This is a genomic window from Arthrobacter echini (genome assembly GCF_008107445.1).
In the GTDB taxonomy this organism is placed as follows: domain Bacteria; phylum Actinomycetota; class Actinomycetes; order Actinomycetales; family Micrococcaceae; genus Arthrobacter_D; species Arthrobacter_D echini_A.
This window is the reverse complement of record NZ_VSLD01000003.1, coordinates 211805-238209: the sequence shown is the minus strand read 5'-3', so window position 1 is coordinate 238209 and position 26405 is coordinate 211805. Positions and strand designations below refer to the sequence as shown.

Here is a 26405-nt window from a genome sequence, read left to right as displayed (position 1 = left end):
CCTCGCTGTGGTTCGTGGGAGTCGGTGAGCTTCTTCGGCGCCGGCGCGTCTCAGGGGTGGACGCCGTCCGGGGATTCGGCGCGGAGGAGGACGGGGATGCCCTCGTCGAGCCGATAGCTCAGCGGCCGGCCGTCGGGGCCGGGCTCGGACGAGCGCAGCACAGTCCCATCCTGGACGAGCTTCGACCGCGTGACGGGGCAGCGGAGGACGTCGAGCAGGGAATCCGGGAGGTTGGTCATGGGGGTGCTTTCGCTGGGAGACGGAAGGGGTGTCGCTCCGTCCGAGTCTATCGCGACGGGTCAGGGCTCGCGGAGGATCCGGAGGTGTCCGCGCCGTGCACCGGCCGCGCCGGCCGGGGCCTCGATCGGCGCCCGCGCGCCGCGCCGTCCTGCCGGCGGTGGCGCGGTCTCGGCCGCGGCCTCGCGGACCGCCTCGACCAGCGCCACGAGATCGTCGGGGGTGTACTCGGGAGCGGTGTCCGGGAGCGCCAGGCGCACCACTTCCCAGCCGCGGGGAACCGTCAGGCCCTCGGCGTGCGAGGCACAGAGATCGTAGGTGTGCGGCTCTGCGTACGTGGCGAGCGGACCGAGCACAGCGGTGGACTCCGCATAGACATAGGTGAGGGTGGCCATCGCACGCTGCTGGCAGGTCGATCTTGAGCACTGACGGAGAGATCCCACGATCGGCAAGCCTACCGGGGATCGGGGCCGCTGCGCCGCGCCGCGGAGGCCCGGACATCGGAACGGCCCGGGTGCAGGGCCCGGGCTCAAGGCTTAGAGTCGTCTCATGCAGGATGCTTCCACGTTCTCGATCAGACTGACCGATCCGACGGCTACCGGACAGCCGTCGCGGTCGTTCTTCGAGCGTCGGCGGAACCGCAGGGGCCGCGGGCTGCGGGGCGAGCTTCTTCCCGCCCACCTGCCGGGAGCACGTTCGCGCTCCGAGCAGTTCGACGACTGGGTGCTGGACTCGGCCCATCGGCTGGAACGGTTGTGGGGCGAACGCATGCAGGACCTGCAGATCGTGGTGCAGGAGATCCCCGACGACCTCGAGAGCCGGACCCCCGAGACGATCGGTGGCCTGTTGGGATCCAGCACGCCTGCCCGGCCCGGTCGACCCGCCGTGATCACGGTCTTTCGTCAGCCCACCCTCATGGCAGCGCGCGGGTTCCTGCCGCTGAACGAGCTCGTGCACGACGTCGTGGTGGAGCAGACCGCCGAGCTCATGGGCCTGGCACCTGAGGCCGTCGATCCCGCCTACGGCCGCTCGCAGGCGTGATACCCATCGGTACCTGATCTGCACTGAGCCACCGGCCGGGTGCCGGCACGGATGATTCAGCCCGCGCTCTTGCGCAGCCTGCGGCGCTCACGCTCGGACATGCCGCCCCAGATGCCGAACCGTTCGTCCTTCTCCAGCGCGTACTCGAGGCACTCCGACTTCACGATGCATGAACCGCACACCTTCTTCGCGTCGCGCGTGGAGCCGCCCTTCTCCGGGAAGAATGCCTCCGGATCGGTCTGGGCACACAGGGCGTCGGCCTGCCACGAGAGTTCTCCCTCGTCGTCGACGCTGCCCGGTGCCAGCGGAAGGCCGATCCGTACGGGCTGGTCCACGGGAGCCGCCTGCACGAGGTCGTGCGGTCGGAGTCCCAGCGGAGAGATGGCAGCGCCCGGGAGGACGAGGAGGCTGCTCGGGCGGTCCTCGATCCCGGAGAACACGGACAGTGCGCCATGGGTGGCGAGGAACGCCGTCGCCTGGTCGTCGAGTGCCGAGCGCGTGTCCTCGCGGTACCGCTCCCCCACCTCGGGGTCGGCGGGATCGAGGAACCAGTCCGCCGGGACACCCCGCGAACCGTAACGGACAGCGGTCTCGGCCGCGATGTCCGGTCGTTCCTGAATACGTTCTGCCTGCCCCATGGTGAGCCTTCCCGGTGTTGCCGTTCCAGCATCAGCATGGGTCGACCCTCGCGCCCCGCTGCTGGAACAAATCCGATGCCTAATTACAAGGGTGTAAGTCCGCGTTCGTCAAGCGGGCGGGGGGATCATATAGAGTCGTTGCCGGACCGTTACGAGCGCCACGCCGGACCGACCACCTGTTTAGGCCGGCGTGTCTACCTGTTTTCACTTCGCCATACTCGCACGCCCCACGAGCCGGAAGAACCGCACATGCCGCAGTCACCAGCAGCGATCCTGGCCCGGATGCGCTCCTCGAGTCCCTCCTCCCCCCGGCTCGTCTGGCACGGCAGGGATGGCAGGATCGAGCTCTCGGGTCGCGTGTTCGACAACTGGGTGGCCAAGAGCTCCAACTTCCTCGTGGACGAACTCGATGCGGAGGAGGCCATGGACGTGGCCTTCGATCTCCCGGTCCATTGGAAGACCCTCGCCCTCGCCTTCGCCTGCTGGCAGGTGGGGGCCGTGGTGGTCGTGGCCGATGCTGCCGACCACGGTGCGGGTGCGGACCTCTCCACCGGCGCGCCGGCAGACGGCGGGATCGTGCTCTCCTCCACGGCGACCGACGAACCGGCCGGCCCGCGCGTGCTCGTGTGCGTCGCCCTCGGTTCGCTGGCATTCGCCTGGGAGGGTCCGCTACCGCGGGGCGCCGTCGACTTCGCAGCAGAGGTGCGCTCCCACGGAGACGTCTTCCCCGATCCGGTGGACGACGGCGAGGCACCCGGGAGGGTCCTCGTGCGGGTAGGACACCGTGACCTCACCGCCGAGGATCTGCTCCAAGAGATCACGCTTCCCGCGCCGCAGGAGGGCGCGTCGGACCACGGGCCAGGAACGCTGCTGGTGGATCCCGGCGCGGGACTGGTGCGCGTCCTCGCGGCCGCCTATGCGCTGTGGCACGTGGACGGGTCGCTCGTCCTGGTGGAGGACGGCGTGCCGGTCACCGAGGGCATGCTGACCGGCGAACGCGTCACTGGCCGGCTGTAGAGCGCCCCACGGCGTCGTCGTCCCGGGCTGCGCGGTCCGCGGGGCTCCCGGCCGTCGCAGCGGCAGCTGCGGCTCCTGCCTGCTCCGCTCGGTGCGGATGGACCAGCTCCTGGTCCTGGCTGAACTCAGGTTCGGCATCCAGCTCCACGTTGAAGACCCAGAAGCGGTAGGCCAGGAATCGCACCAGGGTGGCGAGGACGGTGCCGAAGATACCCACGAGGAACAGGGGCTGTGGCTCGTTCACGTCGAAGCCGTACTTGGCGATCGCGACGCAGCCCGCGGCGATCCCCATCCCGACCACGTTGATGAGGACGAACATGATCAGCTCCCGGGCCACGTTCGACCCCCTGCGGTGCCGGAAGGTCCAGTAGCGGTTGGCGAGCCACGCGAAGATGGTGGCCACCCCCGCCGAGACGAAGCGCGCCTTGACCTCGCTGCCGCTCATGGGCCCGTGGATCAGGTACCAGTAGAGCCCGTTGTCTATGACGAACGCCACTCCACCGACGGTCCCGAACTTCGCCACCTCACGCCAGAAGAGCGATGCCAGACCCCGTATCCGGTCCATGAGTCCTGCCACTGCTCTACCTCCGCGGTTCGGGATGGATGCCGTCCGGCGAGGGGCCCATACCCCTCGTTCCCGGGACAGGGCGCTCCGGCGGCCGGGAACGGGCCACCGGAGGACCAGCTGTCCTCGGCGTGTCCGACCCCATTTTACGGGTTGACCGCCGCCTCGTCTCCGCACTGCGGACCGTGACGCCGCTGCACAGGGGCACGGGCGCCGGGCCCGGTACCCTGTGATGATGACTTTTCCCGTGATAGGTGTGATCGGCGGCGGCCAGCTCGCGCGCATGATGGCCGGACCCGCCGTCGAACTCGGCCTCGAGCTCCGTGTGCTCGCCGAAGGACCCGACGTCTCGGCCGTTGCCGCCGTGGCCCACGCCGTGGTCGGTGACTACCGGGACCTGCAGACCGTGCGCGATTTCGCCGCGGGAGTGGACGTGGTGACCTTCGACCACGAGCATGTACCGGGCGAGCTGCTGGAGCAGCTCGTCGCCGAGGGCGTCAGCGTCCGCCCAGCGCCCGCCGCACTGCGGCATGCCCAGGACAAGCTCGTGATGCGGCGCGCCGTCGAGGAGCTCGGACTGCCGAATCCGCGGTGGCGGGCCGTCCGGGACGCCGAGGGCGTGGAGGCCTTCGCTGCCGAGGTGGGGTGGCCCGTGGTCCTGAAGACACCACGCGGGGGCTACGACGGCAAGGGGGTCCTCGTGCTGCGGGACGCCGCCGCGCTGACGGGGGCACGGGCGTGGTTCTCGGGCGGGGAACTCCTCGTCGAGCAGTTCGTCCCCTTCAGTCGCGAGCTGTCCGTCCTCGTGGCGCGACGACCCTCCGGCGAATCGCGCACCTGGCCGGTGGTCGAATCGATCCAGGTGGACAGCGTGTGCGACGAGGTGATCGCCCCCGCCCCGGACCTGCCCGAGGCTACCGTGGCCGCGGTGACGGCTGCCGCCCTCCAGCTCGCGGACCGCCTCGGCGTCACCGGGGTCATGGCGGTCGAACTCTTCGAGACCCCGGGGACGGGAGCGGGGTACCTCGTCAACGAGCTGGCCATGCGACCGCACAATTCCGGTCACTGGACCATGGACGGTTCACTGACGAGCCAGTTCGAGCAGCATCTGCGGGCCGTCCTCGATCTTCCGCTCGGTGCCACGGATCCGCTGGCACGGCACGCCGTCATGAAGAACGTTCTCGGGGGGCCGAACACCGACATCTACGCGGCCTATCCCCTCGGCCTGTCCTCAGGACCATCCGCTAAAGTGCACTTCTACGGCAAGGACGTACGTCCGGGCCGCAAGATCGGCCACGTCAACGCGCTGGCGGCACCGGGGGAATCGCTCGACGCCGTCCGCGCCAGGGCCACGAGGGTTGCCGCGACCCTCCGCGACGGCACGGGATCGCCCTCCCCGGACCAGCAATGACCGAAGGGAACGCAGTGTCGAACGCGCAGGTAGGCCTCGTGATGGGGTCCGACTCGGACTGGCCCGTCATGGAGGCCGCGGCAGGAGCGCTCGCTGAATTCGGCGTCCCCTTCGAGGCCGACGTCGTCTCCGCGCACCGGATGCCCACCGCGATGATCGAGTACGGGCAGAGCGCCCACGAGCGCGGACTGCGGGTGATCATCGCCGGCGCCGGCGGAGCCGCACACCTGCCGGGCATGCTCGCCGCCGTGACGCCGCTGCCCGTGATCGGTGTCCCCGTTCCGCTGCGGTACCTCGACGGCATGGACTCCCTGCTCTCCATCGCCCAGATGCCCGCGGGCATCCCGGTGGCGACGATGGCGATCGGGGGCGCCCGCAACGCGGGCCTCCTCGCCGTCCGCATCCTCGCCACCGGCACCGACGCCGGAGCCGGGTCGCTGCAGGAGCAGTTACTCCTCTTCGCGACCGCCCTGCGCGAGACCGCCGAGCACAAGGGTGCTGCGCTCCGCTCCCGGATCGCCGGCACCGGGCCCGTGGACGCATGAGCGTCGCCCGCGCCGAGGGCGCCGTCGGGAGCAGCACGTCCCTCACCGACCCGGTCCGCCACCCGCACTCCGCCGCCCCGAAGGTCCGGGTCAAGCGGGCCTTCGTCCTGCTGCTCATGACGCTCGTCCTGCCCGGGTCGGCGCAGATCGTGGCCGGCGACCGGCGGCTGGGCCGCCGGGCCCTGCGCGCCACCTTCACCGGCTGGGCGCTCGTCCTGCTCTTCCTGGTGCTCGCGCTGACAGACCGCGCGCTCGTCGTCGGGATCGTGACGCATCGCTGGTGGTCGCTGGCCCTGATCCTCGTGCTGCTCGCCGTCGCCGTCGCCTGGGCCGTCCTGTTCATCAATACGCTGCGCCTGATCCGATTACCACTGCTCGATCGCGGAGTGCGCCCGTTCGTCGCCGCCACGCTCGCCCTGCTCATGGTGCTCACCAGCGGCTCGCTCGGCTACGGGGCGTATCTGCTCGGGGTGGGTCGCTCCACCGTCGGCTCCATCTTCTCGTCCGGACCGGCCTTCGACCCCGTGGACGGCCGCTACAACTTCCTGCTCATGGGCGGCGATGCCGGGGAGGACCGCACGGGCCGGCGGCCGGACAGCATCTCGGTGATCAGCGTCGACGCCGAGACCGGCTCCACCGTCACTTTCAGCATCCCGCGGAACTTCCAGAACGCGCCGTTCCCGGCGGACTCCCCGCTCCGGGACGTCTACCCGGACGGGTACTCCTGCGGCGACGACTGCATCATCAACAGCCTCTACACCGAGGTGACCCAGAATTACGCCGAGCTCTATCCGGACGCGGCCGATCCGGGCGCCGCGGCCATGATGGACGCGGCCAGCGGGGTCCTCGGCATCGAGGTCCAGGCCTACCTCCTCGTGGACATGAACGGCTTCGAGCAGCTCATCGACGCCATGGGCGGTATCCGGATCGATGCCGGTGGCTGGGTCCCCATCACCGCCGCGGAGATCCCCGGGACCGACCCCGTGCGGCACTATCCGCCCGACGGCTGGATCGCGCCCGGCGTCCAGACCCTCGACGGGTACCACGCGCTCTGGTACGCCAGATCCCGGGAGTTCGTGACGGACTACCACCGCATCTCACGCCAGCAGTGCGTGCAGCAGGCGATGATCGCCCAGCTGGACCCCGCGACGCTGCTGACGCGCTTCCAGTCCATCGCGGCCGCGGGTACGCAGATCGTCGAGACGGACATCGCGCAGGACCAGCTGGCGGGTTTCGTGGACCTGGCCCTCGAGGCCCAGGGTCAGCAGACCCGCCGCCTGACCATCGGTGCCCCCGACTTCGGCACGGTGGCCGAGAACTTCGCGACCTACCCCGACTTCGACCGCATCCACTCGCGGGTCGGGCAGATGCTGGCCGAGGACGTCGATCCGGGCGCTGCCGGACCGCTGCCGCTCGAGCGCGCGGGTGTCGTGCTGCCCGCCCAGGGTGCCGACACCGGCATCACGGAGGAGTATCTGCAGGAACTGGCTGCCATCGGGGACGATGCCACCCTCGGGGAGCTCCTCGCCGACAACGGCAAGTGCTCACCGGCCTGAGCCGGCGCCACCCGACACCATCCACCCCGACCCCTTCGAAGGACCCCGACGATGTTCCTCCTGGACAATCCGCTCCGCCAGTACGCGTGGGGTTCGACGCATGCCATCGCCGAGCTGCTGGGCAGGGAACCCTCCGGTGAGCCGGAGGCCGAACTCTGGGTAGGCGCCCACCCGGACTCCCCCTCGAGGATCATCCGTCAGGACGGTTCCCGCAATGGCCTCGACGAGGCCATCGCCGACGATCCCGAGGGACTCCTCGGAGCAGATACGGCCACGCGCTTCGGGAATCGGCTGCCCTTCCTGCTGAAGGTGCTCGCGGCCGGATCAGCGCTGTCGCTCCAGGTCCATCCGGACCCCGGGCAGGCTGCTGCCGGCTTCGATGCCGAGGAGGCCGCCGGCGTACCGAGGTCCGCTCCACACCGCACCTACCGGGACCGGAACCACAAGCCCGAGCTTCTCTACACCCTCTCGGCCTTCGAGGCGCTCTGCGGCTTCCGTCCACCGGCCGAGGCCGTCGCGGTCTTCGCCGCCCTCGCCGCCGCCGTCGACCCCGGGTCCGAGGCACACGGCTTCCTCGACTCCGTGGCAGCGCGGCTCGTCATGGGTGGGAAGGACGCCCTGCAATCGGCGTTCGCGCAGGCGCTGCACGCACCACGCGGCGTGGTGGACGCCGTCGTCGACGCCGTGGAGGGCATGGCGGCCAGCGGCCCGGACAGCACCCCACCGCCTGCGGGGGTGCTCCCCGGGGAGGGGGACGACGTCGCGCGTGATCTGGCGACCATCAGGGAGCTCGCGGCCCAATACCCGGGCGACCCGGGAGTGCTCGTGGCGCTGCTGCTGAACCGCGTCTCGCTGCGGGCGGGTGAGGCTCTCTACCTCCCCGCAGGGAACATCCATGCCTATCTCAGCGGTCTGGGGATCGAGGTCATGGCGTCGTCGGACAATGTACTGCGCGGGGGCCTGACCCCCAAGCACGTGGACCCCGATGCACTGCTCGCCACGGTGGTCTTCGAGGCCGTGCCGCCGCCGACGCTGGCACCCGAGTACACGCTCTTCGACCAGGAGCTCTACCGTCCGCCGTTCGACGAGTTCCAGCTCCAGCGGATCGTGCTCGAGGACACGTCGGGTGAATCCGCCGCAGGCCCTCGGGCGGACGGCGACTCCCACGTCCCCGTGATGCAGAACGGGCCGGTGGTGATCCTCGCCGTCAGCGGACCGATCCTGCTCGACACCCCGCGCTCAACGCTCCTCGTGCCGCGGGGCGGGAGTGCGTTCGTCGGAGCCTCGGAAGCGCCGTTGATCGTCCGCGCGGCGAAGGACCAGCACGCCGCGGAAGGGCCCGTTCTCGCCTTCGCGGTGACCGTCGGGGAGGAACCGCAGCGCGCAGGCGCATGACAGACGCTAGACGCCACGCCTCCGAAGTCCGCGGAGTGCCGGTACGGCCCGTGCCGCCTGCCGGCGGGCCTGCTGCATGCCGCGCCTGGCAAGGGGCAGCAGGCGGCTGAAGAGCGGGTAGATGGAACTCAAGGGCCTGTCCCACGTGCCTGCCAGCAGATCCTCGTGATCCGCCCAGCCCATCTTGAAGCGGGAGACGCCGTCGTTGAGCAGACCGTTGAAGTCGTAGCGGGTGACTCCGCGCGCCTTCATCTCGCCGATGGCCAGCCACTTCAGGGCGTAGTTGGCGCGTAGCCGCTCGCCCTGGTCGGTCATGCCGCCGTAGAGCTCGAAGCAGGTGGCACGGCTGGTCGAGAGCCACAGGAAGGCGACGACGTCGGCTCCCTGGAACGCCGCGTACACCGGCGAGGCGTCCCCGAGATTGTCGAAGATGTCCAGGTAGTAGGTGTCCTCGTGGATGCCGAAGCCCGCACGCTCCGCCGTCACACGGTAGACATCCAGGCAGGCGGGGAGTTCGCTGCGCTCCACGCGGCGGATGTCGAGCTCCTCCCGCCCCGATTTCCGGATGTACTGGCGGTGCTTCTTCGACATGCCGGCCAGCAGCTGGTCGTCGGAGCGGCGCAGATCCAGGATGAGCGTCCGCGGGATGAGGATGGTGCTGGTGCTCGCCCTCCACCCGCTGCCCGGCAGTGCGCGGGCCTCGTCGCTCGCGGCGTCCCAGTCCGGTTCGATGCTCAGCGCGACCGAATGATGCGTGGTCCGCACGTACTCCGCGACGGCATCGAGGACCTCGGTCGCCCGACCCTGGATCACCTGCGGTCCACGCGGGATGTAGGCCAGACTGCGCATGGGCCACGGCAGGGACTTGAGCACCACCTGTGCGGCCCCGACCACCTCGCCGTCCTCGGTGACGAGCACCCGGTCGGCGCTCCAGCCGTGGTCCGCCTTGGTCTCCCCCCAGCCCCACAGCTGCTGGGGGTGGCCCGCCAGTTCGTCGACGGTGGCATCCCAGAGGGCGCGGTCCAGGCAGGGGGAAACGGAAAGACTCATCACGCCAGCCTATAGGTGCCGGATAGCCCGGCCGGGCGGTCCCTACTGGTTCACGCGGGCGTAGCTCTCCCACTTGTGGGCCTGGTGCTCGCCGTCGACCACGCGGATGGTCCCGGACTTGGAGCGCATCACCATGGACTGCGTGAGCACCTTGTCCTTGCTGTAGCGCACGCCGCGCAGCAGATCGCCGTCGGTGATACCCGTCGCCGCGAAGTAGCAGTTGTCACTCGTGACCAGGTCGTCGGTGGACAGGACGCGATCGAGATCGTGGCCGGCGTCGATCGCCTTCTGCTTCTCCTCGTCGCTCGTGGGCCAGAGCCTGCCCTGGATGACTCCGCCGAGCGACTTGATCGCGCACGCCGCCACGATGCCCTCCGGTGTGCCGCCGATACCCATCAGGGCATCGACGTCGGTCCCCTCGCGGGACGCGGCGATGGCTCCGGCGACATCGCCGTCCATGATGAACTTCGTCCGGGCGCCGGCCTCGCGGATCTCCTCCACGAGGGGCCGGTGCCGGTCGCGGTCCAGGATCATGACATTGAGCTGACTGACCTTCTTGTTGTTCGCCTTGGCGATCAGGTGCAGATTCTGCTTGACCGGCAGGCGCAGATCCACCATGTCGGCGGCCTCCGGACCCGTGACGAGCTTCTCCATGTAGAACACGGCCGAGGGATCGAACATCGATCCGCGCTCGGCCACGGCGAGCACCGCGAGCGCGTTGTTGATACCCAGTGCCGTCAGTCGCGTGCCGTCGATCGGGTCGACGGCGACGTCGCACTCCGGACCGCTGCCGTCACCCACGCGCTCACCGTTGAAAAGCATGGGGGCCTCGTCCTTCTCGCCCTCCCCGATGACCACGATGCCGTTGAAGTGGACGGTCTGCAGCAGCGAGCGCATGGCGTCGACGGCGGCGCCGTCGGCCAGGTTCTTGTCGCCGAAACCCACCCAGTGCCCGCCCGCGATGGCTGCCGCCTCGGTGACCCGGACGAGTTCGAGGGCGAGATTCCGGTCCGGCTCGTCGTCACCCACCGCCAGTGCCGGCGAGAGCGTCGAGTACTGGGCATTCGCTGAGTTCTTGGCCACGTCTATCCTCATCGTCGAAGGTAAGCAGGCGGTACGCGCACGTACCGGTTCCCTGGTTGTCATCATAGGCGGGTGAGCGGCGCGGCGCTCCGGAGCGGCCCCCGCAGGGGCGGGCGCCCTCCCGCCTCCGGTTAGGTGACCCGGCGCGGATCAGCGAAAATGGAGCTGTGAATGATCAGGACGATGGACGGGGAACACCCGGGACCGGTGCGCGGCCCGCGGACGGGCAAGACGCCGCGCAGCGGGCCCCGCTACCGGACGCGCGGGGGCAGGAGGAGCGGGACGACGACGCTCCCCCGATCACCCTCACCTCCAGCCAGGCCAAGCGAGCCAGTTCGACGGCGCGCGGCATGCTCATCGCGACCGGGGCCACCATCGCCGTCGTCCTGCCGGTCTACTTCCTGAACCCCACCTACACGGCCGATACGTATCGGCGCGACATCGACGTCGGGACCGTGGCCCGCCAGGCCGCGGGCGACGCCGGGTATCTTCCCGCGGCTCCCGAGCTCCAGGACTGGTACTCCAACTACGCACGCTGGGTCACGGGGCGCAGCGACGGCGTCGACTACTGGGAGGTGGGCTTCCTGACCCCGGACTCCGGCTTCATCCAGCTCACGCAGACCGACGATGCGAATCCCACCTGGGTGGCCCAGCGGATCGGCGACGCCCAAATCTCGGGCACACGCACCATCGACGACCTCGAGTGGGAGCTGCTCGACGCCCCTGACGGCGACACGGTGCTGCGGACCGACGTCGACGGTTCCACCGTGATCCTCAACGGCGAGGCGGAGCTCTCGGAGTTCGACAGCCTCGGCGCGGCGACGGTCGAGGACATCCGGCAGAACGAGATCGAGGAAGCCGAACGTCTGTCATCTTCCAACCCGGCGGGGTAGGTACTGCCCGTCGGAGCTGATCGTCGCAGTACAGTTGCGATCGTGACCCATGAATTGACGCCCGCCGCAGCCTGGCTCAGGCTCCAGGAGGGCAACGCCAGATTCGTCGCCGCCGATGCCTCCCATCCCAATCAGGACGCCTCCCGCCGCACCTCCCTCGTCAACACCCAGCATCCGTTCGCGGTGATCTTCGGCTGCTCGGACTCGCGGCTCGCGGCGGAGATCATCTTCGATCTCGGGCTGGGCGACGTGTTCGTGGTGCGGACGGCGGGCCAGGTGATCGACGACGCCGTCCTCGGCTCGCTCGAGTACAGCGTGGCGGTCCTCGGCGTACCGCTGATCGTGGTGCTCGGCCACGACAGCTGCGGCGCCGTGACGGCCACCATCGACACTGTCGAGACCGGAACCATGCCCCCCGGCTTCATCCGCGATCTCGTGGAACGGATCACCCCGTCGGTCCTCACAGCGCGGCGGGCCGGTGTCACCGACGTGAATGCCACGGTGATCGAGCACACCCGGCAGACCACGCAGCGACTCGTGGACAGCTCACGGATCATCTCGAACGCGGTGGAGGACGGCTCGGCCGCCGTCGTCGGGGTCTCCTACCGCCTCGACGAGGGCAAGACGGTGCTGATCTCCGGATTTGGCGCAGTGGAGAACTGAGCGCCAGAATTGCCGCATGACTCCCACGCCTGCAGCCAGCCCCGACCCCACCTCCACCAGCGGCGCGACGCCCGGCCCTGAGGATGCGCAGTACCGCGTAGAACACGACACCATGGGCGAGGTCCGCGTGCCGGTCCACGCCCTCTACCGCGCGCAGACGCAGCGTGCCGTCGAGAACTTCCCGATCTCCGGCACCAGGCTCGAGCGCGCCCACATCGAGGCGCTGGCGCGGATCAAGAAGGCGGCCGCCACGGCGAACGCCGAACTCGGGGTGCTCGACGCCGAGCGTGCACGTGCCATCGAGGCAGCAGCGGACGACGTCGCGGCCGGGCAGTACGACGGCGATTTCCCGGTGGACATCTACCAGACCGGTTCGGGCACGTCGTCGAACATGAACGCCAACGAGGTCATCGCCACCCTGGCCTCCCGCTCCCTCGAGGCCGCCGGCAGTGCAACGACAGTCCATCCCAACGACCACGTCAACGCTTCGCAGTCCTCGAACGACGTCTTCCCCACCTCCGTGCACGTCGCCGCGACCTCGGCCCTCGTGAAGGATCTCGTCCCGGCCCTGACGCATCTCGCCGAGGCGCTCGAGCGCAAGGCCGTGGAGTTCAGCGAGGTGGTGAAGTCCGGCCGCACCCACCTCATGGACGCGACACCCGTCACGCTCGGCCAGGAGTTCGGCGGCTACGCGGCTCAGGTCCGCTACGGTATCGAGCGCATCCATGCCTCCCTCGCACGGGTTGCCGAGGTACCCCTCGGGGGAACCGCGGTCGGTACCGGGATCAACACCCCTGCCGGCTTCTCGGCCCGCGTGATCGAACTCCTCGCCGAGGACACGGGCCTGCCCCTCACCGAGGCGCGTGACCACTTCGAGGCACAGGCCAATCGCGACGGGCTCGTGGAGATTTCCGGCATGCTGCGCACCATCGCGGTCTCGCTCACCAAGATCCACAACGATCTGCGCTGGCTCGGCTCCGGGCCCAACACGGGCCTCGGGGAGATCTCCCTGCCCGATCTGCAGCCCGGTTCGTCCATCATGCCCGGCAAGGTGAACCCGGTGATCGCCGAGGCCGTCATCATGGTGTGCGCCCAGGTGGTCGGTAACGACGCCACCGTCGCCTGGTCCGGGACGAACGGCGCGTTCGAGCTGAACGTGGGCATCCCGGTGATCGCCCGCAACGTGCTCGAGTCCATCCGCCTCCTCAGCAATTCCACGCGGGTCTCCGCCGACCGCATGATCGACGGGATCACCGCGAACGTGGAGCGCGCCCGCTTCCTCGCGGAGGCGTCCCCCTCGATCGTGACGCCGCTGAACAAGTACATCGGGTACGAGAACGCGGCGAAGATCGCCAAGAAGGCCGTTGCCGAGGGGCTCACGGTCCGCGAGGCCGTCGTCGCCCTCGGGTTCGTGGAGCGCGGCGAACTCTCCGAGGAGCAGCTGGACACGGCCCTCGACGTGCTCTCGATGACGCGCCCGCCGCAGGGTTGAGCGCGCGCAGACGTCCCGTCCTCACAGCAGGGATCAGGAGACGAAACGCGTCACGCCGTCGAAGCCGCCGGCACCGAGGACGAGTGAGCGGTGCCGCTCATTGAGCTCCGGCAGCTGATCGAGGGCGAACCAGCGGACATCGAGTGACTCGTCGTCGTTCACCCGCGCCGTCCCGCTCACCCAGCGGCACCGGAAGTCGAGAGTCAGGAAGGTGCACACGTCCCCATTGGGGAAGGTGATGGGGCCCACGACGCCGGTTTTCAGCAGATACTCCACCTCGACGATCACACCGGTCTCCTCCTCGCACTCCCGCTGCAGGGCGACGGCGGGTTCCTCCCCGGGTTCGACCATGCCGGTGATAATGGTCCACCGGCCGTTGTCGGCCCGTCGACCGAGGAGCACCCGGCCCCCGTCGTCGAAGACCACTCCACCCACCCCCGGGAGCCACAGGGGATCGTTGCCGATCTTGCGCCGCAGCGCGGTGACGAAGTCCGGTGTGGGCATGCCCTTCACCGTAGTACAGCGAGCGCCAGGGCCGCTCCGGCGATGAGGAACGGCCCGAAGGCGATGGACGAGCGCAGACCAGCCCTCCGGGTGACGATGAGTGCCATGCTCCAGAGGCCGCCCAGGACCACGCCGAAGAAAGGCCCCCACCACAGGGCTCCCCAGCCGACGAACCCTAGGTACAGGCCGAGCAGACCGGCGAGTTTCACGTCCCCGAAGCCCAGACCGCGGCGGTTCAGCACGTGCAGAATCGCGAAGCCGGTCCAGAGGACGGCGCCTCCCGCGAGCACTCCGACCATCCGGTGCCACTCACCGGCGACGGCCGCTGCGCCGCCGAGCAGGAGGATCGCCGCCGGGTAACTCGGCAGCACGAGCCGGTCCGGGAGGCGGTGGGTGCGCCAGTCGATCACGCTGAGCCGTGTCCCCACCACGAGGAAGGCCAGCAGCGCGACGCCGAGGAGGACGAGGGCCACGGGTTCCGCCCGGTACACACCCAGTGCAGCGATCACGATTCCACGCTACGTGACACCGGGACCCCGGCACAGGGGCGCCCGGCCACTGTGGATCCCGGCACGGCAGTGGTGCAGGAGGGAAGGCGTGCCCTCAACCGGGACGGGGCACGGCAGCCGTCGGCATCTGTCCCAGCAGGACCGGCAGACGATGTGCCAGCTCGGAGGTCCCCGTCAGGGTGATGAGCTCCCCCCGCAGCGTCTGCTGCCAGGAGCGGTCCCCACGCCACAGTTCCACCATGGTGCGCAGACCGATGCGCACAGTCAGGTCGACGTCGAAGCCCGGATCGACGTCACACACATCGACCTGATTCCCACTGATGCACAACCACCAGCGTGCAGCCCCACGCGGTACGTCGTCGAATTCGAAGGCGACCACCGTGCGCCCGCGCGGCCACGCCTGAAGGGGCAGTGTGCGCCGCATGTCCCAGAGCAGCAGGTGCGGATCCAGATCCTCCTCCCCGAGTTCCCCTATCCACCGAATGCCCCATGCCGCCAGGGCCTCGACGGCAGGGCGCAGCTCCTCCCCGGAGGGTGTGAGGACGTAGCTGACATGTGTTCCCTCGACGCGTCGCTGCACGACGCCCGAGCGTTCCAGTCGTCTCAGCCGCTTGGAGAGCAAAGCCGGTGACATCTTCGGATTGCCGCGCCGAAGATCGTTGAAGTGTGTGGAACCGGCCAGTAGTTCTCGACACCAGGAAGGCGCCTTACCGGGGAGGACATCAGCATCATGCAGACCATCACACCCGACATCAAGGCCAGGCACCGGCAGATCTGGGCGTTGGGTGACTACCCCTCGGTTGCCGAGGACGTCATCCCCACCTTGGGCGCGGAGCTCGTCGACGCCACCGGCATCACGACCGGTGACCACGTCCTCGACGTGGCCGCGGGCTCCGGCAACGCCTCCTTCCCTGCAGCCCGGCGAGGCGCCCACGTGATCGGCTCCGATCTGACACCGGAGTTGCTCGAGAGCGGCCACCCGCGCTCGGAGGATCTGGGCGTCGACATCGAGTGGCGCGAAGCGGACTGCGAGGCGCTGCCCTTCGACGACGGCGCTTTCGACGCCGTGATCAGCTGCGTGGGTCTCATGTTCGCGCCGTCGCACCAGAAAAGTGCCGACGAACTGGTGCGCGTGTGCCGGCGGGGTGGCCGGATAGGCCTGCTCAACTGGACCCCGTCCGGCTTCGTCGGACAGAGGTTCGCCGCCATGAAGCCGTATTCCCCACCGCCCCCACCCGGAGCGGACCCACCGTCGCTGTCTATCAAGCACTGGCGACCGATGCGGGCAAGGTGAGCAGTCTCGACGACGCGCTCATCGACCTCGCACGGCGACAGGATCGTGGCGCGGGTGCAATGGACTGGGAGTACCTGCTGCTCACCGCTCGCCGACAGTGACGGCGATGTGAGGTCATGCGCCGGCTTCCTCAGGAGCCACGGACGGGAAGGGCCCCGGGACGAGACGTCCCGGAGCCCTTCTCCACTTCTACGACCAGCTGTCGGCCATCAGACGCGCGTGGCGGCCCGATCGTGTCGGCGGGGCAGCACGAGCGCCAGGGCGATCATGCCGACGCCGAGGCCCAGGTGGAGCCAGTTGTCAGCGTCGTTGAGCGGAACGAAGTTGCTGGCGGCCATCGGATCGACGACCAGGCCGTAGATCCACAGCACGAGGTAGATGATGCCCCCGACGAGGAGGAACGAACGGGAGCCGCCTGCCGAGCGTGCCGCGGCGATACCCGCGATGCCGAAGAGCAGGTGCACGATGTTGTGCAGGATGGAGACCTGGAAGACACCGAGCAGCAGTGCACCCGACTCGTGGCCCGCGAACTGCAGTTCGTCGTAGTTGGTGGTGATGCCCGGAACGAAGCCGAGTACCCCGACGAGCAGGAAGACGGCGCCGACGACGAGTGCCGCCAGCTGCACCAGTGTCCGAGCACCGGAACGGGATGTGTCCGCAGTAGTCATGTGAAGAGTTCCTCTCATAGAGAAGCCGCGCGGTCTCGTGGACCCGCGGCGTCGTGATCCTGATCAGCCTCTCACGCGGACACCGGTGCCGGAGTTCACGCCACGCACCGTCCGGAACGTGCCGGGTCAGGACCCGAAGCGGCGCTGCCTGCGACCGAAGTCCCGCAGTGCCCGCAGGAAGTCGACGCGACGGAAGTCCGGCCACAGGGCCTCGCAGAAGTAGAACTCGCTGTACGCGCTCTGCCACATGAGGAACCCCGAGAGCCGCTGCTCGCCCGAGGTACGGATCACCAGATCCGGGTCCTGCTGCCCGCGGGTGTAGAGGAAGGAGGAGATGTGCTGGTCGGTGAGCTCCTCCGCCAGGGCATCGAGCGACATCCCCTTCCCCGCGGCATCGTGCATCAGTTCCTTGACGGCGTCGACGATCTCACGCCGTCCGCCGTATCCCACGGCCACGTTCACATGGAGACCGTCGATCTTCTCCGTGGAGGCGGAGAGCGCCTCGAGCTTCCGGCTCAGGTCATCGGGGAGCAGATCCAGGGCCCCCACGGGCTGCACCCGCACCCGGTTGCTCTCCCCGAGCCGGTCCAGGGTGTCGGCGATGATGCCCATGAGCTGATCGATCTCGGTTTGATCCCGACCCATATTGTCGGTGGAGAGCATGTAGAGGGTGACGACGTCGACCCCCAGCTCCTCGCACCAGCCCAGGAACTCGTGGATCTTGTCGGCTCCGGCTCGGTGTCCGTGACTCGTCGGGGCACCCGCGAGTCTGGCCCACCGCCTGTTGCCGTCCACCATCACACCGATGTGGTGCGGGATCCGCCCCGGGGCGAGCTGGCGCTGGAGTCTGCGCTCGTAGAAGCTGTAACCGAGGGCGGGGAACTTCCACGTCACGCTCGTGAGCCCTCCCCTGGTCGATGGTCCGGTGGTACCTCGCTGAGCGACGCTGCTGCACCACGCCCGCGAAGCCGATAACGCCCCAGCTTTTCACACCGTACCGGCACTTGTCCGACAGGACACCGGACGCCACTCCCGGCGGGGTGTCCATCCCCCTCTCCCGACCGCTGCCGGGCATCACCGTGGGCTAGGATTTTCGCATGACCCCGCGCCGCTCGGCCCCTGCTCCGCGCCCTTCGGAACCCGCCGGATCCGGGGGGACGGGCCTCGACGGTGCGGTCAACGCCGTCGCCGGCCCCCTGGCCGACGCGATCGCCACCAAACCGCTGTGGCGCGGCTGGATCCATGCGGTCGCGACGCCGCTGGCCATCGCCGCCGGCGTGGTGCTCATCGTCCTCGCGCCCACCCCGGGGCTCAAGCTCGCGTCCGCGGTCTACGCCCTCACCGGCGTCCTGCTGTTCGGCGTCAGTGCCGTGTACCACCGGGGCAACTGGAGTCCGCGCCCGAAGGCGGTCCTCAAGCGACTCGACCACACGAACATCATGCTCGTCATCGCAGGGTCCTACACTCCCCTGGCCTGGGCGCTCCTGGAGCGCGACAAGGCCGAGACACTGCTCTGGGTGATCTGGGGCGGAGCACTGGCGGGAGTCCTGTTCCGCAACTTCTGGGTCGACGCCCCAAGGTGGCTGTACGTGCCCGTCTACGTGGCACTCGGCCTCGCCTCGCTGTTCTACCTGCCCGAGTTCTTCGGTGCGAACATCCCGGCAGCGGTGCTGATCTGCGTGGGCGGCGTCCTGTACATCACGGGAGCCGTGTTCTACGGCGTCAAGGCTCCGAACTTCTCGCTGCGGCTCTTCGGCTTCCACGAGCTCTTCCACGCCCTGACGGTCGCGGCCTTCGCGGCACATTTCATCGCCATCATGCTGGCGGTCCTGAATCCGCTGACCTAGACCGCGGTGGTCACCGACGCCCGGGACCGTGCTTGCCGCCGGGCCCCGAGCCGGTTTCGTCCGTCCGCGTGCCATTCGGCTCTGGCGCAGGTGCGTCCGACGTGCCGGACTGCTGCTGGGCGCGCGTCTGCTCCACCTCACCGGCGTACCGCACGCGCCGGATGCGCTTGACCATGTCCCGGATCAGGAAGATGACGAGCACGACGACGAAAAGTGTAGCCAGGAAGCCCTCAAGCCCGGGGGTCACCGACGAAGGATCGATCTCCGGGCGAAGCGTCGCCTCCCCGGACGGCGTCGTCGTCGTTGCGGACATCATCAGCTCAAGGACCACGCAGGCACCACTTTCCGGACTCGCAGCGATTCACCGTGGACCGCGTCCAAGAATTCTACGCCGGATAGAAATGTTGCGAGCACCGGGTGTCAGGCCGTCACGTCGGCGAAGAAGTCCACCTCGGGCAGCGTGGAGTCCACCCGGGTCCTGATGAGCGAGTAGTCCTCGTAGGGCCAGACCTGACGCTGCATGTCGACGGAGACGGCGAAGAAGAAGCCCTCGGGATCCACCTGGGTGCGGTGGGCGAGGAGCGCCCGCTCACGGCGGTCGAAGAAGTCACCGCACTCGATCTGCGTGGTGGTCGGGTGGGTGGGCGGCGGTGGCTGATGGCCTTCGGCGTCGTCCTCGAGCCATTGAGCGAGGCGTTCCGCGTAGGGCGACTCGAGCCCCGCAGCTTCCAAAGCGTCGTGGAGTGCCCGGAAACGCTCCGGGTTGAAGGCGCGGTCGTAGTACAGCTTCGAGACCGCCCACGGCTCCCCCGTCCCCGGATAGCGCGCGGGGTCGGACGCCGCCTCGAACGCCTCGACGGTGATGCGGTGCGCCATGATGTGGTCCGGGTGGGGGTATCCGCCGTTCTCGTCATACCCGACGATCACGTGCGGGCGGAACTCGCGGACGAGCTTCACGAGGGGTGCCGCAGCGCGCTCGAGGGGCTGCAGTGCGAAACATCCGAAGGGCAGGTCCGGCAGTGGGTCCCCCTCGGGCAGACCCGAGTCGGTGAAGCCCAGCCAGCGGTGCTGCACGCCGAGCTCCGCGACGGCGCGTGCCATCTCGAGCCGTCGCAGACCGGGAAGATCACGCCTGCCGTGCGGATCGGCTTCCATCGCCGCATTCAGGACGTCGCCGCGCTCGCCGCCGGTGCAGGTCGCCACCATGACCTCTGCTCCCGCTGCCGCGTAGCCGGCCATGGTGGCGGCACCCTTGCTCGACTCGTCGTCGGGATGCGCGTGGACCGCGAGGAGGCGGAAGCCTGCTCCGGACACCTGGGGTCGATCATGGGTAGGCACTGCGTGCTCCTGGGTCTGCTGGACTGGGCGGCATCCGGACCGTGCCGTCGCCGATGGGCGGTAAAATGCATGTGTGAGTTCTGCATCCACGCCACCACCAAGAATAGCCACTCGCTACGGGACGCCAAAGCCGCGGCGGCATCCGCGGCGTGCCAGGGTTCTGACGCTCGCGGCACTGTCCGGCGCGGTCCTCGCGGCCGGAGTCTTCGCGAGCACTACCGGCAGCCCCCCGGTGGATTCGAAGGACGTCGGTTTCTCCCTCGGCGCCGAGGGCCGGGCCAGCGTGGACTTCGAGGTGACGAAGGACCGCTCGGCATCGGCCCAGTGCGCGGTGCAGGCACTGAGCGAGAACTACGCGGTGGTGGGCTGGGATATCGTCACGATCGGCCCCACCGACCCCGGTGAGGGGGTCAACGACGGCAGGACCACGTCGCAGCGCACTGATCTGCGCATCGACTCACCGGCCGTCTCGGGCGGAGTCAACGCCTGCTGGATCGTCGAGGACTGAACTCCGCACAGGATGGCTGCTTGGGTTATGCACGTGCCCGCACTAGAATAGAGCCTGACGTATCACCCCGCTTCACCGGCAGACCTGCCCCCTGACGCGGGGTGTTTGCTTGCCGGTGACGACCCGTCGTCGCCCGGTGGAGTGATCAGGAGCCGCGCCGCACCCGGCGGAGGCCGTACCTAAGGAGTTAGTCCGTGTCCACCAACAGCGCCTCCGTCGCCTGGCTCACGCAGGAATCCTACGATCGGCTCAAGAGCGAGCTGGACCATCTCTCCGGCCCCGGCCGTACCGAGATCGTGGCGCGCATCGAGCAGGCCCGCTCGGAGGGTGATCTGAAGGAGAACGGCGGGTACCACGCCGCCAAGGAGGAGCAGGGCAAGGCCGAGGGCCGCATCCGGCAGCTCACCCAGTTGCTCAGGGATGCCCACGTGGGCGAGTCCCCGGCGGACGACGGCGTCGTCGAGCCGGGCATGATGGTCTCCGCGAAGATCGCGGGCGACGTCGAGAACTTCCTGCTCGGCAGCCGGGAGGTGGCCGGCGACACGGATATCGACGTCTACAGCGAGAGGTCGCCGCTCGGGGCTGCCATCCAGGGCACGAAGGCTGGCGACACCGTCAGCTACACCGCACCCAACGGCAAGCAGATCACGGTCGAGATCATCTCGGCCACGCCCTACAAGGGCTGAACCGCTAGGGAGTGGGAGCTCGGCGGTCCATCCCCGGCGGGGCGGGCCGCCTGCGTCTGAGGGCGGAGGCTGCAGCGACACCGCCGAGCGCACCGAAGAGGTGCGCCTGCCAGGAGACATTCGATCCCGCCGTCGGGAGGATGCCCCAGAGGATGGACCCGTAGGCCGCGAACAGGATTCCGGCCAGGAGGATCTGTCGGAGGTCCCGGTTGTAGAAGCCGCGCGCGACCAGATAGGCGAAGAGACCGAACACCACCCCGGATGCACCGATGGTGAGCCCGCCTCCGAAGATCCAGGTGCCGAGCCCCGAGGCGAGCCAGGTGATGGCGATCGTCAGGACGAAGCGCCTGGCGCCCTCCAGGAAGGACAGGAAGCCGAGGACGAGCAGGGGCAGCGTGTTGCTCACCAGGTGGTCGATGCCGCCGTGCAGCAGGGGCGCGAAGAGGATCCCGTCGAGACCGTCGATACGACGCGGTGCGATCCCGAGAGTCTGCACGAGCAGTCCGCCGAGCAGCAGGTTCACGAGGAACACCATCCACATGGCGCCGACCAGGCCTGCGACAGCCAGCAGGCCCGTCTGGGCCCTGCGCGCGAGTGGTCCCATCCCTCAGCCCCGGATGACCACCGGCTGGAAGCCCTCGGCGCGCAGGTTGCCGAGGACCTGCTCGCAGTGCTCCTCGCCCTTGGTCTCCATGTTGATGGTGATCGCCACGTCGCCCATGCTGATCGATCCGCCCACCCGCGTGTGGTCGACACCGGTCACGTTGGCGTCCGACTCGGCGATGATCCGCGAAATCGTGGCAAGGGATCCGGGCCGGTCGTCGAGCAGCATGCGCACCACCAGATACCGTCCGGCTGCCGCCAGTCCCCGCTGGATCACCTTGAGCATCAGCATCGGGTCGATATTGCCACCCGAGAGCACCACGACGGTGTTCCCGGGGTCCCTACCGCCCTCCGTCAGCTTTCCGTCCAGCAGTGCCGCGACGCCCACGGCACCGGCCGGCTCCACGACCATCTTCGAGCGTTCCAAGAGGAAGATGAGCGCCCGCGCGAGGGAGTCCTCGCTGACGGTCATGACGTCGTCGACGAGTTCACGGATGATCGAGAACGGCAACTGGCCCGGACTGCCGACAGCGATGCCGTCCGCGATCGTGGACACCTTGGTCAGCGGCACGAGTGCGTCTGCGGCCAGCGAGGGCGGATAGGCCGCTGCGTTCTCGGCCTGCACCCCGATGATACGGATCTCCCGCCCGAGTTCCCTGGCTCGAGCCTTGACCGCGACGGCGACCCCGGCGAGGAGTCCGCCACCCCCGACGCCCATCAGGATCGTGTCGACCTCGGGGACCTGCTCCAGGATCTCCAGCCCGATGGTGCCCTGCCCGGCGACGACGTCCACGTTGTCGAACGGGTGGACGAAGACGGCACCCTTGGCATCGGCGTATCTCTTCGCCTCGGCGAGCGCCTCGTCCACCGTGTGCCCGTGCAGCACCACCTCTGCGCCATGTCCGCGCGTTGCCGCCAGCTTGGGCAGCGCCACGCCGAGCGGCATGTAGATGCGGGCGGAGATACCGAGTTTCGCGGCGGCGACGGCCACACCCTGCGCGTGGTTGCCGGCGGATGCCGCGACGACGCCGAGGGAGCGCTCGGCCTCGGTCAGCTTCGCCATCCGGTTGTAGGCGCCGCGGACCTTGAAGGAACCGGCTCGCTGGAGATTCTCGCACTTGAGCGAGACGCTCGAGCCGGTCAGTCGGCCGAGGGCTCGCGACTGTTCGACGGGGGTCAGGGCGATCACGCCCTGCAGGGTCCGCTGCGCGGCCTCGACGTCGGCCAGGCGGACCGGGAGGCCGGTACGGCCGTCGCCGTCGGGCCGGGCTGCGGGCGGGTGTTCCGGGGTGTGTGATGTAGTGCGGGAGGTGAGGGCCTGCTCGGTCACGGGGGTGTCTCTTCCTGGAGTATCGGCGCCGACGGTGCGGCGTGAGGTCCGGGGGTGCTGGCCGGTGACGGGAGCGCTTCACGCTCCACCGCCGCCGGCCGACGAATACCCGGGACCGACCCCTCGACACCCGGGCGTCGCGCAGCGCGCGGCATTGCCCACTGTGGTGTCGCTCCGGCCAGGCGCATGGAGCGATTCTTCCACAGAAGGACCGCTCGGCCGCTATCCGAGACCGGGGACAATGCCCCATGCGGCGGAGAACGAGGAACCCGGTTCGAGCCAGCGCAGTCCCTCCCCCGAGTTGAACGCGTCGGCCGGAGCCGTCATGGGTTCGATCGCCACGGCCTTGCCGACGCCGGGGTAGATGGTGCTGACGTAGACGTGGGCGTAGGCGAACGAGGCGTCGGCCCACAGCGTGACGCGCCGACCGTCCGGCGCCGACAGCACGTGCTCGTACCGGCCGTCCACCGCGTGCAGCCCGGTGAAGGCGGTGTCGAACTCGATGTCACCGATGCGCCGGCCCTCCCGGAGATCGTGCTGCCCGGAGACCTTTCTCCTGCCGGTGGGAATCGCGCGGTCGTCGGTCTCGAACATCTCGTCCGCGAGCACCGTGAGCGTGAGGTCCTCGGTCGGGACGGCGGAGATCTTGAGATAGGGATGGGCGCCGAGCGCGAAGGGGGCAGGTGCCGCGGACAGATTGGAGAGCTGCTGCGTGACCGTGAGCCCCTCCACTGCCAGCTCGTAGGTTGCCCGGTGCAGCAGGTGGAAGGGATAACCGTGCTGCGGGAAGATCTCGGCCTCCAGCACCACGTGCGCCGACCCCACGTCCACCGGCCGGTAACCGGTGTTGCGGAGCAGTCCGTGGATGGCGTTGCCCTTCGAGGGCTCCGTGATGTCCAGGCGCTGCTCCGCGCCGTGGAGCGTCCAGCGTCCGGCGGCGACGCGATTGGGCCACGGAGCCAGGAGGATCCCGCCGCCACCTGCCGGGATGTCGTCGTCACCCCAGGTCTCGGTGAGCGCCACGCCGTCGTGCTCGTAGGATCTCAGGGCGGCTGCCAGGCTCGCGACGACGACGGTCGAGGACCCGGCTACGAGTTCGTAGTTGGTGCCGCTGGCCAGGGGGCGGATGTCCGGGATCATCCAGCGATGCTACAGCGGCCGGGGCGGCCGTGCAGAGCCCGTCCTGATCCCTCGACTGGTAGTTTCGGAAGCCCATGACGTTCATCACCCCCACCCTGCTGTCCGACGGCCGCGAGCTCATCTACTTCGATGCCGGCCGAGCGGCTTCCGGGCTGCATCGTGCGCCCGAGGAGGACCAGCGTGGTCTTCCCCCGCGCGGCCCGTCCGGGAGCGCGCGCTACGACGCCCTCACCGGCGAGTGGATCGCCGTCGCCGCTCACCGCCAGTCACGTACCCACCTGCCCCAGGCGGACCAGTGCCCGCTGTGCCCCTCGACCTCGGACAATCACTCCGAGGTCCCCGCCGCCGACTACGAGGTGGTGGTCTTCGAGAACCGGTTCCCGTCCTTCGGCCCCGACCTCGGCGACCTGCCGGCCCACCCGGGCTGGGGCACCACGGCAACGGCCTCCGGGCGGTGCGAGGTCATCGCCTTCGACCCGGCCCATGAGGGGTCGTTCGGCTCCCTCGCCCCGGAGCGCGCCAGGACGGTGATCGACGCGTGGGCGCACCGCACCGAAGCGCTCTCCGCCCTCCCCGGGATCAAGCAGGTCTTCTGCTTCGAGAACCGCGGCGCCGACATCGGCGTCACCCTGCTGCACCCGCACGGGCAGATCTATGCCTACCCGTTCGTCCCGCCCCGGGCTGCGGCACTCGCAGCGAAGGCCGCCCAGTTCTTGGAGGCGGCAGGAGGACGGCAGACCCTCATGGGGCAGGTGCTGGCCTCGGAGCGGGATGCGGGCGATCGCATGGTCGTCGAGGGCACCCACTTCAGCGCCTTCGTCCCCTTCGCCGCACGCTGGCCGCTCGAGGTGCACCTGGTGCCTCATCGCCAGGTCGCCGACATCGCCGGGCTGTCAGGGACTGAACGCGACGAACTCACCGAGGTCTACCTCGATCTCCTGGGCCGCGTCGACGCCCTCTACCCGACACCCACCCCGTACATCGCGGCCTGGCAGCAGGCCCCGGTCGACGACGCCCTGCGACGCTCCGGCTACCTGCACCTGCAGCTCACCTCCCCGCGGCGTGCGGTGGACAAGCTGAAGTTCCTGGCTGGTTCGGAAGCTGCCATGGGCGCCTTCATCAACGACACGATGCCGGAGCAGGTCGCGGCAGCACTGCGCGCTGCGACCCCGGCCGCTCCCGCCGCTGCCGGCAGCCCCCCGAAGGACCCCGCGTGAGACGGACACCGCTCGAGCTCTCCCACCTGTTCACCGAACGGACGGGCCGTGAACCCGACGGCCTCTGGTCGGCCCCCGGCCGCGTCAACCTCATCGGCGAGCACACCGACTACAACGGCGGTTTCGTCCTGCCCTTCGCGATCGAACAGTCCACGACCGTCGCGGCGGCGGTCCGGAAGGACCGGCTCGTCCGTGTGGCATCCACCCTCGCGCCCGACGACGCACTCGTCACGGTCGACCTGGACAGCCTCGAGGAGGGGGCTGTGCAGGGTTGGGCGGCGTATCCGATCGGGGTGCTGTGGGCCATGGGGCAGAGGGGATACCGCTGCCCCGGCCTGGACCTCCTCGTCGATTCCACCGTGCCGATCGGGGCCGGACTCTCCTCTTCGGCCGCTCTCGAGTGCGCGGTCGCGCTTGCGGCCAATGATCTCTCCGGCGCCGGGATCCCGCGCCGGGAGCTCGTCATCATCGGGCAGCTCGCCGAGAACCTGATGGTCGGCGCTCCCACGGGCATCATGGACCAGGCTGCCTCCCTCCTCGGTGACGCGGGACACGCCGTCTTCCTCGACTGCCGCTCGGGGGACGCACGCCTGGTGCCGCTCGAGCTCGACGCCGCGGGGCTCGTCCTGCTGGTCATCGACACGCGCGTCACCCATGAGCACGCCACGAGCGGCTATGCCGCGCGTCGTCGCTCCTGCGAACTCGGCGCCGAACTGATGTCCGTCCCGTCCCTGCGCGAGCTCGCCGTCGGCGATCTCGCGGAAGCGGCGGGCCTGCTCGACGAGGAGATCTTCCGCCGGGTCCGGCACGTGGTGACGGAGAACGCGCGGGTGCAGGATGCGGTGGACGTCCTCGACCGCGGGCGACCGGCGGACCTCGGGCCGCTCCTGGTCGCCAGCCACGCCTCCATGCGGGACGACTTCGGGATCTCCACCGCCGAACTGGACCTGGCGGTCGACACGGCACTCGAGGCCGGGGCGCTCGGCGCGCGGCTGACCGGCGGGGGCTTCGGCGGGGCTGCGATCGCCCTGGCACGCGTCGACGACGCCCCCACGATCCGCGCGGCCGTGGAGCAGGCCTTCGCCACCGCCGCTCTCGCTGCGCCGGTGGTCTTCGGCGTCCTGCCGGGAGCCGGTGCCGCCCGCGTCGCGTGAGCGACGGCGCCGACGCCATCG

The 26405-nt window shown here is 69.4% G+C and carries 31 protein-coding genes; 15 read left to right on the top strand and 16 right to left on the bottom strand.

Annotated elements, in window-relative coordinates; translation table 11 throughout:
* Positions 1 to 50: 50 nt before the first annotated feature.
* Positions 51 to 239 (bottom strand): Trm112 family protein, encoded by a 189-nt coding sequence (locus FQ377_RS08160; protein WP_148600751.1) that lies wholly within the window; start codon positions 237 to 239, stop codon positions 51 to 53.
* A gap of 60 nt (positions 240 to 299) precedes the next feature.
* Positions 300 to 680 carry a DUF3499 domain-containing protein gene (locus tag FQ377_RS08155; RefSeq protein ID WP_187393298.1) on the bottom strand — a complete coding sequence of 127 codons (381 nt, stop codon included), beginning with the start codon at positions 678 to 680 and terminating at the stop codon, positions 300 to 302.
* A gap of 106 nt (positions 681 to 786) precedes the next feature.
* On the opposite strand from FQ377_RS08155, the gene FQ377_RS08150 reads away from it, so the two are divergent.
* Complete coding sequence (locus FQ377_RS08150) at positions 787 to 1278, top strand: metallopeptidase family protein (RefSeq protein WP_148600749.1); 492 nt, start codon at positions 787 to 789, stop codon at positions 1276 to 1278.
* Between the two features lie 56 nt (positions 1279 to 1334).
* Here FQ377_RS08150 and FQ377_RS15225 read toward each other — a convergent pair whose 3' ends face one another.
* Positions 1335 to 1916 (bottom strand): WhiB family transcriptional regulator, encoded by a 582-nt coding sequence (locus FQ377_RS15225; protein ID WP_148600748.1) that lies wholly within the window; start codon positions 1914 to 1916, stop codon positions 1335 to 1337.
* 249 nt (positions 1917 to 2165) lie between these two features.
* On the opposite strand from FQ377_RS15225, the gene FQ377_RS08140 reads away from it, so the two are divergent.
* Entirely contained in the window at positions 2166 to 2933 is a 768-nt protein-coding gene (locus tag FQ377_RS08140) for a TIGR03089 family protein (RefSeq protein WP_187393297.1), read from the top strand.
* Here the strand turns inward: FQ377_RS08140 and FQ377_RS08135 are convergent.
* Positions 2917 to 3498: a GtrA family protein gene (locus FQ377_RS08135; RefSeq protein WP_148600746.1), complete on the bottom strand. Its 582-nt coding sequence runs from the start codon at positions 3496 to 3498 to the stop codon at positions 2917 to 2919. The two genes, FQ377_RS08140 and FQ377_RS08135, sit on opposite strands and share 17 nt — an antisense overlap.
* Before the next feature lie 235 nt (positions 3499 to 3733).
* Between FQ377_RS08135 and FQ377_RS08130 the strand changes: the two genes are divergently transcribed.
* From FQ377_RS08130 to manA, 4 genes are read left to right on the top strand one after another with little or no spacing between them, the layout of a single operon-like run.
* Positions 3734 to 4909 (top strand): 5-(carboxyamino)imidazole ribonucleotide synthase, encoded by a 1176-nt coding sequence (locus FQ377_RS08130; protein WP_148600745.1) that lies wholly within the window; start codon positions 3734 to 3736, stop codon positions 4907 to 4909.
* The gene (gene purE / locus FQ377_RS08125) at positions 4906 to 5454 is read left to right on the top strand and encodes a 5-(carboxyamino)imidazole ribonucleotide mutase (RefSeq protein ID WP_148600744.1); all 549 of its coding nucleotides are present in this window, start codon (positions 4906 to 4908) and stop codon (positions 5452 to 5454) included. Before FQ377_RS08130 ends, purE begins: the two co-directional genes overlap by 4 nt.
* Complete coding sequence (locus tag FQ377_RS08120; protein ID WP_148600743.1) at positions 5451 to 7010, top strand: LCP family protein; 1560 nt, start codon at positions 5451 to 5453, stop codon at positions 7008 to 7010. Before purE ends, FQ377_RS08120 begins: the two co-directional genes overlap by 4 nt.
* Before the next feature lie 51 nt (positions 7011 to 7061).
* Positions 7062 to 8405 (top strand): mannose-6-phosphate isomerase, class I, encoded by a 1344-nt coding sequence (gene manA / locus FQ377_RS08115; RefSeq protein WP_148600742.1) that lies wholly within the window; start codon positions 7062 to 7064, stop codon positions 8403 to 8405.
* Between the two features lie 6 nt (positions 8406 to 8411).
* Here the strand turns inward: manA and FQ377_RS08110 are convergent, their stop codons facing one another.
* Both FQ377_RS08110 and glpX read right to left on the bottom strand, forming a co-directional pair.
* Positions 8412 to 9455 carry a lipid II:glycine glycyltransferase FemX gene (locus FQ377_RS08110; protein WP_148600741.1) on the bottom strand — a complete coding sequence of 348 codons (1044 nt, stop codon included), beginning with the start codon at positions 9453 to 9455 and terminating at the stop codon, positions 8412 to 8414.
* Positions 9456 to 9497: 42 nt separating this feature from the next.
* Positions 9498 to 10550: a class II fructose-bisphosphatase gene (gene glpX / locus FQ377_RS08105; RefSeq protein WP_148600740.1), complete on the bottom strand. Its 1053-nt coding sequence runs from the start codon at positions 10548 to 10550 to the stop codon at positions 9498 to 9500.
* A 155-nt stretch (positions 10551 to 10705) separates the two neighbouring features.
* Here glpX and FQ377_RS08100 point away from each other — a divergent pair, with 155 nt between their 5' ends.
* The 3 genes from FQ377_RS08100 to FQ377_RS08090 are packed head-to-tail and all read left to right on the top strand — an operon-like array spanning position 10706 to position 13586.
* A complete protein-coding gene (locus FQ377_RS08100) occupies positions 10706 to 11431 on the top strand; it encodes a DUF4245 domain-containing protein (RefSeq protein WP_262364345.1) in 726 nt (241 codons plus the stop codon).
* A 42-nt stretch (positions 11432 to 11473) separates the two neighbouring features.
* Positions 11474 to 12094, top strand: a complete 621-nt coding sequence (locus tag FQ377_RS08095) for a carbonic anhydrase (RefSeq protein WP_148600739.1) — start codon at positions 11474 to 11476, stop codon at positions 12092 to 12094.
* Between the two features lie 16 nt (positions 12095 to 12110).
* Positions 12111 to 13586 (top strand): class II fumarate hydratase, encoded by a 1476-nt coding sequence (locus FQ377_RS08090; protein ID WP_148600738.1) that lies wholly within the window; start codon positions 12111 to 12113, stop codon positions 13584 to 13586.
* Positions 13587 to 13619: 33 nt separating this feature from the next.
* Here the strand turns inward: FQ377_RS08090 and FQ377_RS08085 are convergent, their stop codons facing one another.
* The 3 genes from FQ377_RS08085 to FQ377_RS08075 form a co-directional block, all read right to left on the bottom strand.
* Positions 13620 to 14090, bottom strand: coding sequence for an NUDIX hydrolase (locus FQ377_RS08085; RefSeq protein WP_148600737.1), 471 nt, complete (start codon positions 14088 to 14090; stop codon positions 13620 to 13622).
* 5 nt (positions 14091 to 14095) lie between these two features.
* Positions 14096 to 14599 carry a prepilin peptidase gene (locus FQ377_RS08080; protein WP_148600736.1) on the bottom strand — a complete coding sequence of 168 codons (504 nt, stop codon included), beginning with the start codon at positions 14597 to 14599 and terminating at the stop codon, positions 14096 to 14098.
* A 94-nt stretch (positions 14600 to 14693) separates the two neighbouring features.
* The gene (locus tag FQ377_RS08075; RefSeq protein ID WP_187393296.1) at positions 14694 to 15365 is read right to left on the bottom strand and encodes a winged helix-turn-helix transcriptional regulator; all 672 of its coding nucleotides are present in this window, start codon (positions 15363 to 15365) and stop codon (positions 14694 to 14696) included.
* Here FQ377_RS08075 and FQ377_RS08070 point away from each other — a divergent pair.
* Positions 15330 to 15893, top strand: coding sequence for a class I SAM-dependent methyltransferase (locus FQ377_RS08070; protein WP_262364344.1), 564 nt, complete (start codon positions 15330 to 15332; stop codon positions 15891 to 15893). The genes FQ377_RS08075 and FQ377_RS08070 overlap by 36 nt on opposite strands.
* Positions 15894 to 16102: 209 nt before the next feature.
* On the opposite strand, the gene FQ377_RS08065 is transcribed toward FQ377_RS08070, so the two are convergent.
* Positions 16103 to 16561 carry a DUF4383 domain-containing protein gene (locus FQ377_RS08065; RefSeq protein WP_148600735.1) on the bottom strand — a complete coding sequence of 153 codons (459 nt, stop codon included), beginning with the start codon at positions 16559 to 16561 and terminating at the stop codon, positions 16103 to 16105.
* A 126-nt stretch (positions 16562 to 16687) separates the two neighbouring features.
* Positions 16688 to 17455: an isoprenyl transferase gene (locus FQ377_RS08060; RefSeq protein WP_148600734.1), complete on the bottom strand. Its 768-nt coding sequence runs from the start codon at positions 17453 to 17455 to the stop codon at positions 16688 to 16690.
* A 203-nt stretch (positions 17456 to 17658) separates the two neighbouring features.
* Between FQ377_RS08060 and trhA the strand changes: the two genes are divergently transcribed.
* Entirely contained in the window at positions 17659 to 18408 is a 750-nt protein-coding gene (gene trhA / locus FQ377_RS08055; protein WP_187393295.1) for a PAQR family membrane homeostasis protein TrhA, read from the top strand.
* Between the two features lie 10 nt (positions 18409 to 18418).
* Here trhA and FQ377_RS08050 read toward each other — a convergent pair whose 3' ends face one another.
* Together FQ377_RS08050 and mca are read right to left on the bottom strand one after the other, a co-directional pair.
* On the bottom strand, positions 18419 to 18739 hold the full coding sequence (locus tag FQ377_RS08050; RefSeq protein WP_148600733.1) for a hypothetical protein: 321 nt from the start codon (positions 18737 to 18739) through the stop codon (positions 18419 to 18421).
* 89 nt (positions 18740 to 18828) lie between these two features.
* A complete protein-coding gene (gene mca, locus FQ377_RS08045) occupies positions 18829 to 19746 on the bottom strand; it encodes a mycothiol conjugate amidase Mca (protein ID WP_262364343.1) in 918 nt (305 codons plus the stop codon).
* A gap of 73 nt (positions 19747 to 19819) precedes the next feature.
* Here mca and FQ377_RS08040 point away from each other — a divergent pair, with 73 nt between their 5' ends.
* Complete coding sequence (locus tag FQ377_RS08040) at positions 19820 to 20254, top strand: DUF4307 domain-containing protein (protein WP_262364342.1); 435 nt, start codon at positions 19820 to 19822, stop codon at positions 20252 to 20254.
* 194 nt (positions 20255 to 20448) lie between these two features.
* Positions 20449 to 20940, top strand: coding sequence for a transcription elongation factor GreA (gene greA, locus FQ377_RS08035; RefSeq protein ID WP_148600732.1), 492 nt, complete (start codon positions 20449 to 20451; stop codon positions 20938 to 20940).
* A gap of 4 nt (positions 20941 to 20944) precedes the next feature.
* Here the strand turns inward: greA and FQ377_RS08030 are convergent, their stop codons facing one another.
* The 3 genes from FQ377_RS08030 to FQ377_RS08020 all read right to left on the bottom strand — a co-directional run bounded on the left by FQ377_RS08030 (position 20945) and on the right by FQ377_RS08020 (position 24013).
* On the bottom strand, positions 20945 to 21544 hold the full coding sequence (locus tag FQ377_RS08030; protein ID WP_148600731.1) for a rhomboid family intramembrane serine protease: 600 nt from the start codon (positions 21542 to 21544) through the stop codon (positions 20945 to 20947).
* Between the two features lie 3 nt (positions 21545 to 21547).
* A complete protein-coding gene (ilvA, locus tag FQ377_RS08025; protein ID WP_262364363.1) occupies positions 21548 to 22771 on the bottom strand; it encodes a threonine ammonia-lyase in 1224 nt (407 codons plus the stop codon).
* A 324-nt stretch (positions 22772 to 23095) separates the two neighbouring features.
* Positions 23096 to 24013: an aldose 1-epimerase family protein gene (locus tag FQ377_RS08020; RefSeq protein WP_148600729.1), complete on the bottom strand. Its 918-nt coding sequence runs from the start codon at positions 24011 to 24013 to the stop codon at positions 23096 to 23098.
* Positions 24014 to 24087: 74 nt separating this feature from the next.
* Between FQ377_RS08020 and galT the strand changes: the two genes are divergently transcribed.
* Positions 24088 to 25230, top strand: coding sequence for a galactose-1-phosphate uridylyltransferase (galT, locus tag FQ377_RS08015; protein WP_148600728.1), 1143 nt, complete (start codon positions 24088 to 24090; stop codon positions 25228 to 25230).
* The gene (galK, locus tag FQ377_RS08010; protein WP_148600727.1) at positions 25227 to 26384 is read left to right on the top strand and encodes a galactokinase; all 1158 of its coding nucleotides are present in this window, start codon (positions 25227 to 25229) and stop codon (positions 26382 to 26384) included. Before galT ends, galK begins: the two co-directional genes overlap by 4 nt.
* The last annotated feature ends 21 nt before the right edge of the window (positions 26385 to 26405 follow it).

Excerpts from the sequence above, each read along its gene's own strand:
- FQ377_RS08160 (WP_148600751.1), bottom strand. The coding sequence starts at position 239 with ATGACCAACCTCCCGGATTCCCTGCTCGACGTCCTCCGCTGCCCCGTC.
- FQ377_RS08150 (WP_148600749.1), top strand. The coding sequence starts at position 787 with ATGCAGGATGCTTCCACGTTCTCGATCAGACTGACCGATCCGACGGCT.
- FQ377_RS15225 (WP_148600748.1), bottom strand. The coding sequence starts at position 1,916 with ATGGGGCAGGCAGAACGTATTCAGGAACGACCGGACATCGCGGCCGAG.
- FQ377_RS08140 (WP_187393297.1), top strand. The coding sequence starts at position 2,166 with ATGCCGCAGTCACCAGCAGCGATCCTGGCCCGGATGCGCTCCTCGAGT.
- FQ377_RS08135 (WP_148600746.1), bottom strand. The coding sequence starts at position 3,498 with ATGGACCGGATACGGGGTCTGGCATCGCTCTTCTGGCGTGAGGTGGCG.
- FQ377_RS08130 (WP_148600745.1), top strand. The coding sequence starts at position 3,734 with ATGACTTTTCCCGTGATAGGTGTGATCGGCGGCGGCCAGCTCGCGCGC.
- purE (WP_148600744.1), top strand. The coding sequence starts at position 4,906 with ATGACCGAAGGGAACGCAGTGTCGAACGCGCAGGTAGGCCTCGTGATG.
- FQ377_RS08120 (WP_148600743.1), top strand. The coding sequence starts at position 5,451 with ATGAGCGTCGCCCGCGCCGAGGGCGCCGTCGGGAGCAGCACGTCCCTC.
- manA (WP_148600742.1), top strand. The coding sequence starts at position 7,062 with ATGTTCCTCCTGGACAATCCGCTCCGCCAGTACGCGTGGGGTTCGACG.
- FQ377_RS08110 (WP_148600741.1), bottom strand. The coding sequence starts at position 9,455 with ATGAGTCTTTCCGTTTCCCCCTGCCTGGACCGCGCCCTCTGGGATGCC.
- glpX (WP_148600740.1), bottom strand. The coding sequence starts at position 10,550 with ATGAGGATAGACGTGGCCAAGAACTCAGCGAATGCCCAGTACTCGACG.
- FQ377_RS08090 (WP_148600738.1), top strand. The coding sequence starts at position 12,111 with ATGACTCCCACGCCTGCAGCCAGCCCCGACCCCACCTCCACCAGCGGC.
- FQ377_RS08085 (WP_148600737.1), bottom strand. The coding sequence starts at position 14,090 with ATGCCCACACCGGACTTCGTCACCGCGCTGCGGCGCAAGATCGGCAAC.
- FQ377_RS08070 (WP_262364344.1), top strand. The coding sequence starts at position 15,330 with ATGCAGACCATCACACCCGACATCAAGGCCAGGCACCGGCAGATCTGG.
- FQ377_RS08065 (WP_148600735.1), bottom strand. The coding sequence starts at position 16,561 with ATGACTACTGCGGACACATCCCGTTCCGGTGCTCGGACACTGGTGCAG.
- trhA (WP_187393295.1), top strand. The coding sequence starts at position 17,659 with ATGACCCCGCGCCGCTCGGCCCCTGCTCCGCGCCCTTCGGAACCCGCC.
- FQ377_RS08030 (WP_148600731.1), bottom strand. The coding sequence starts at position 21,544 with ATGGGACCACTCGCGCGCAGGGCCCAGACGGGCCTGCTGGCTGTCGCA.
- FQ377_RS08020 (WP_148600729.1), bottom strand. The coding sequence starts at position 24,013 with ATGATCCCGGACATCCGCCCCCTGGCCAGCGGCACCAACTACGAACTC.
- galT (WP_148600728.1), top strand. The coding sequence starts at position 24,088 with ATGACGTTCATCACCCCCACCCTGCTGTCCGACGGCCGCGAGCTCATC.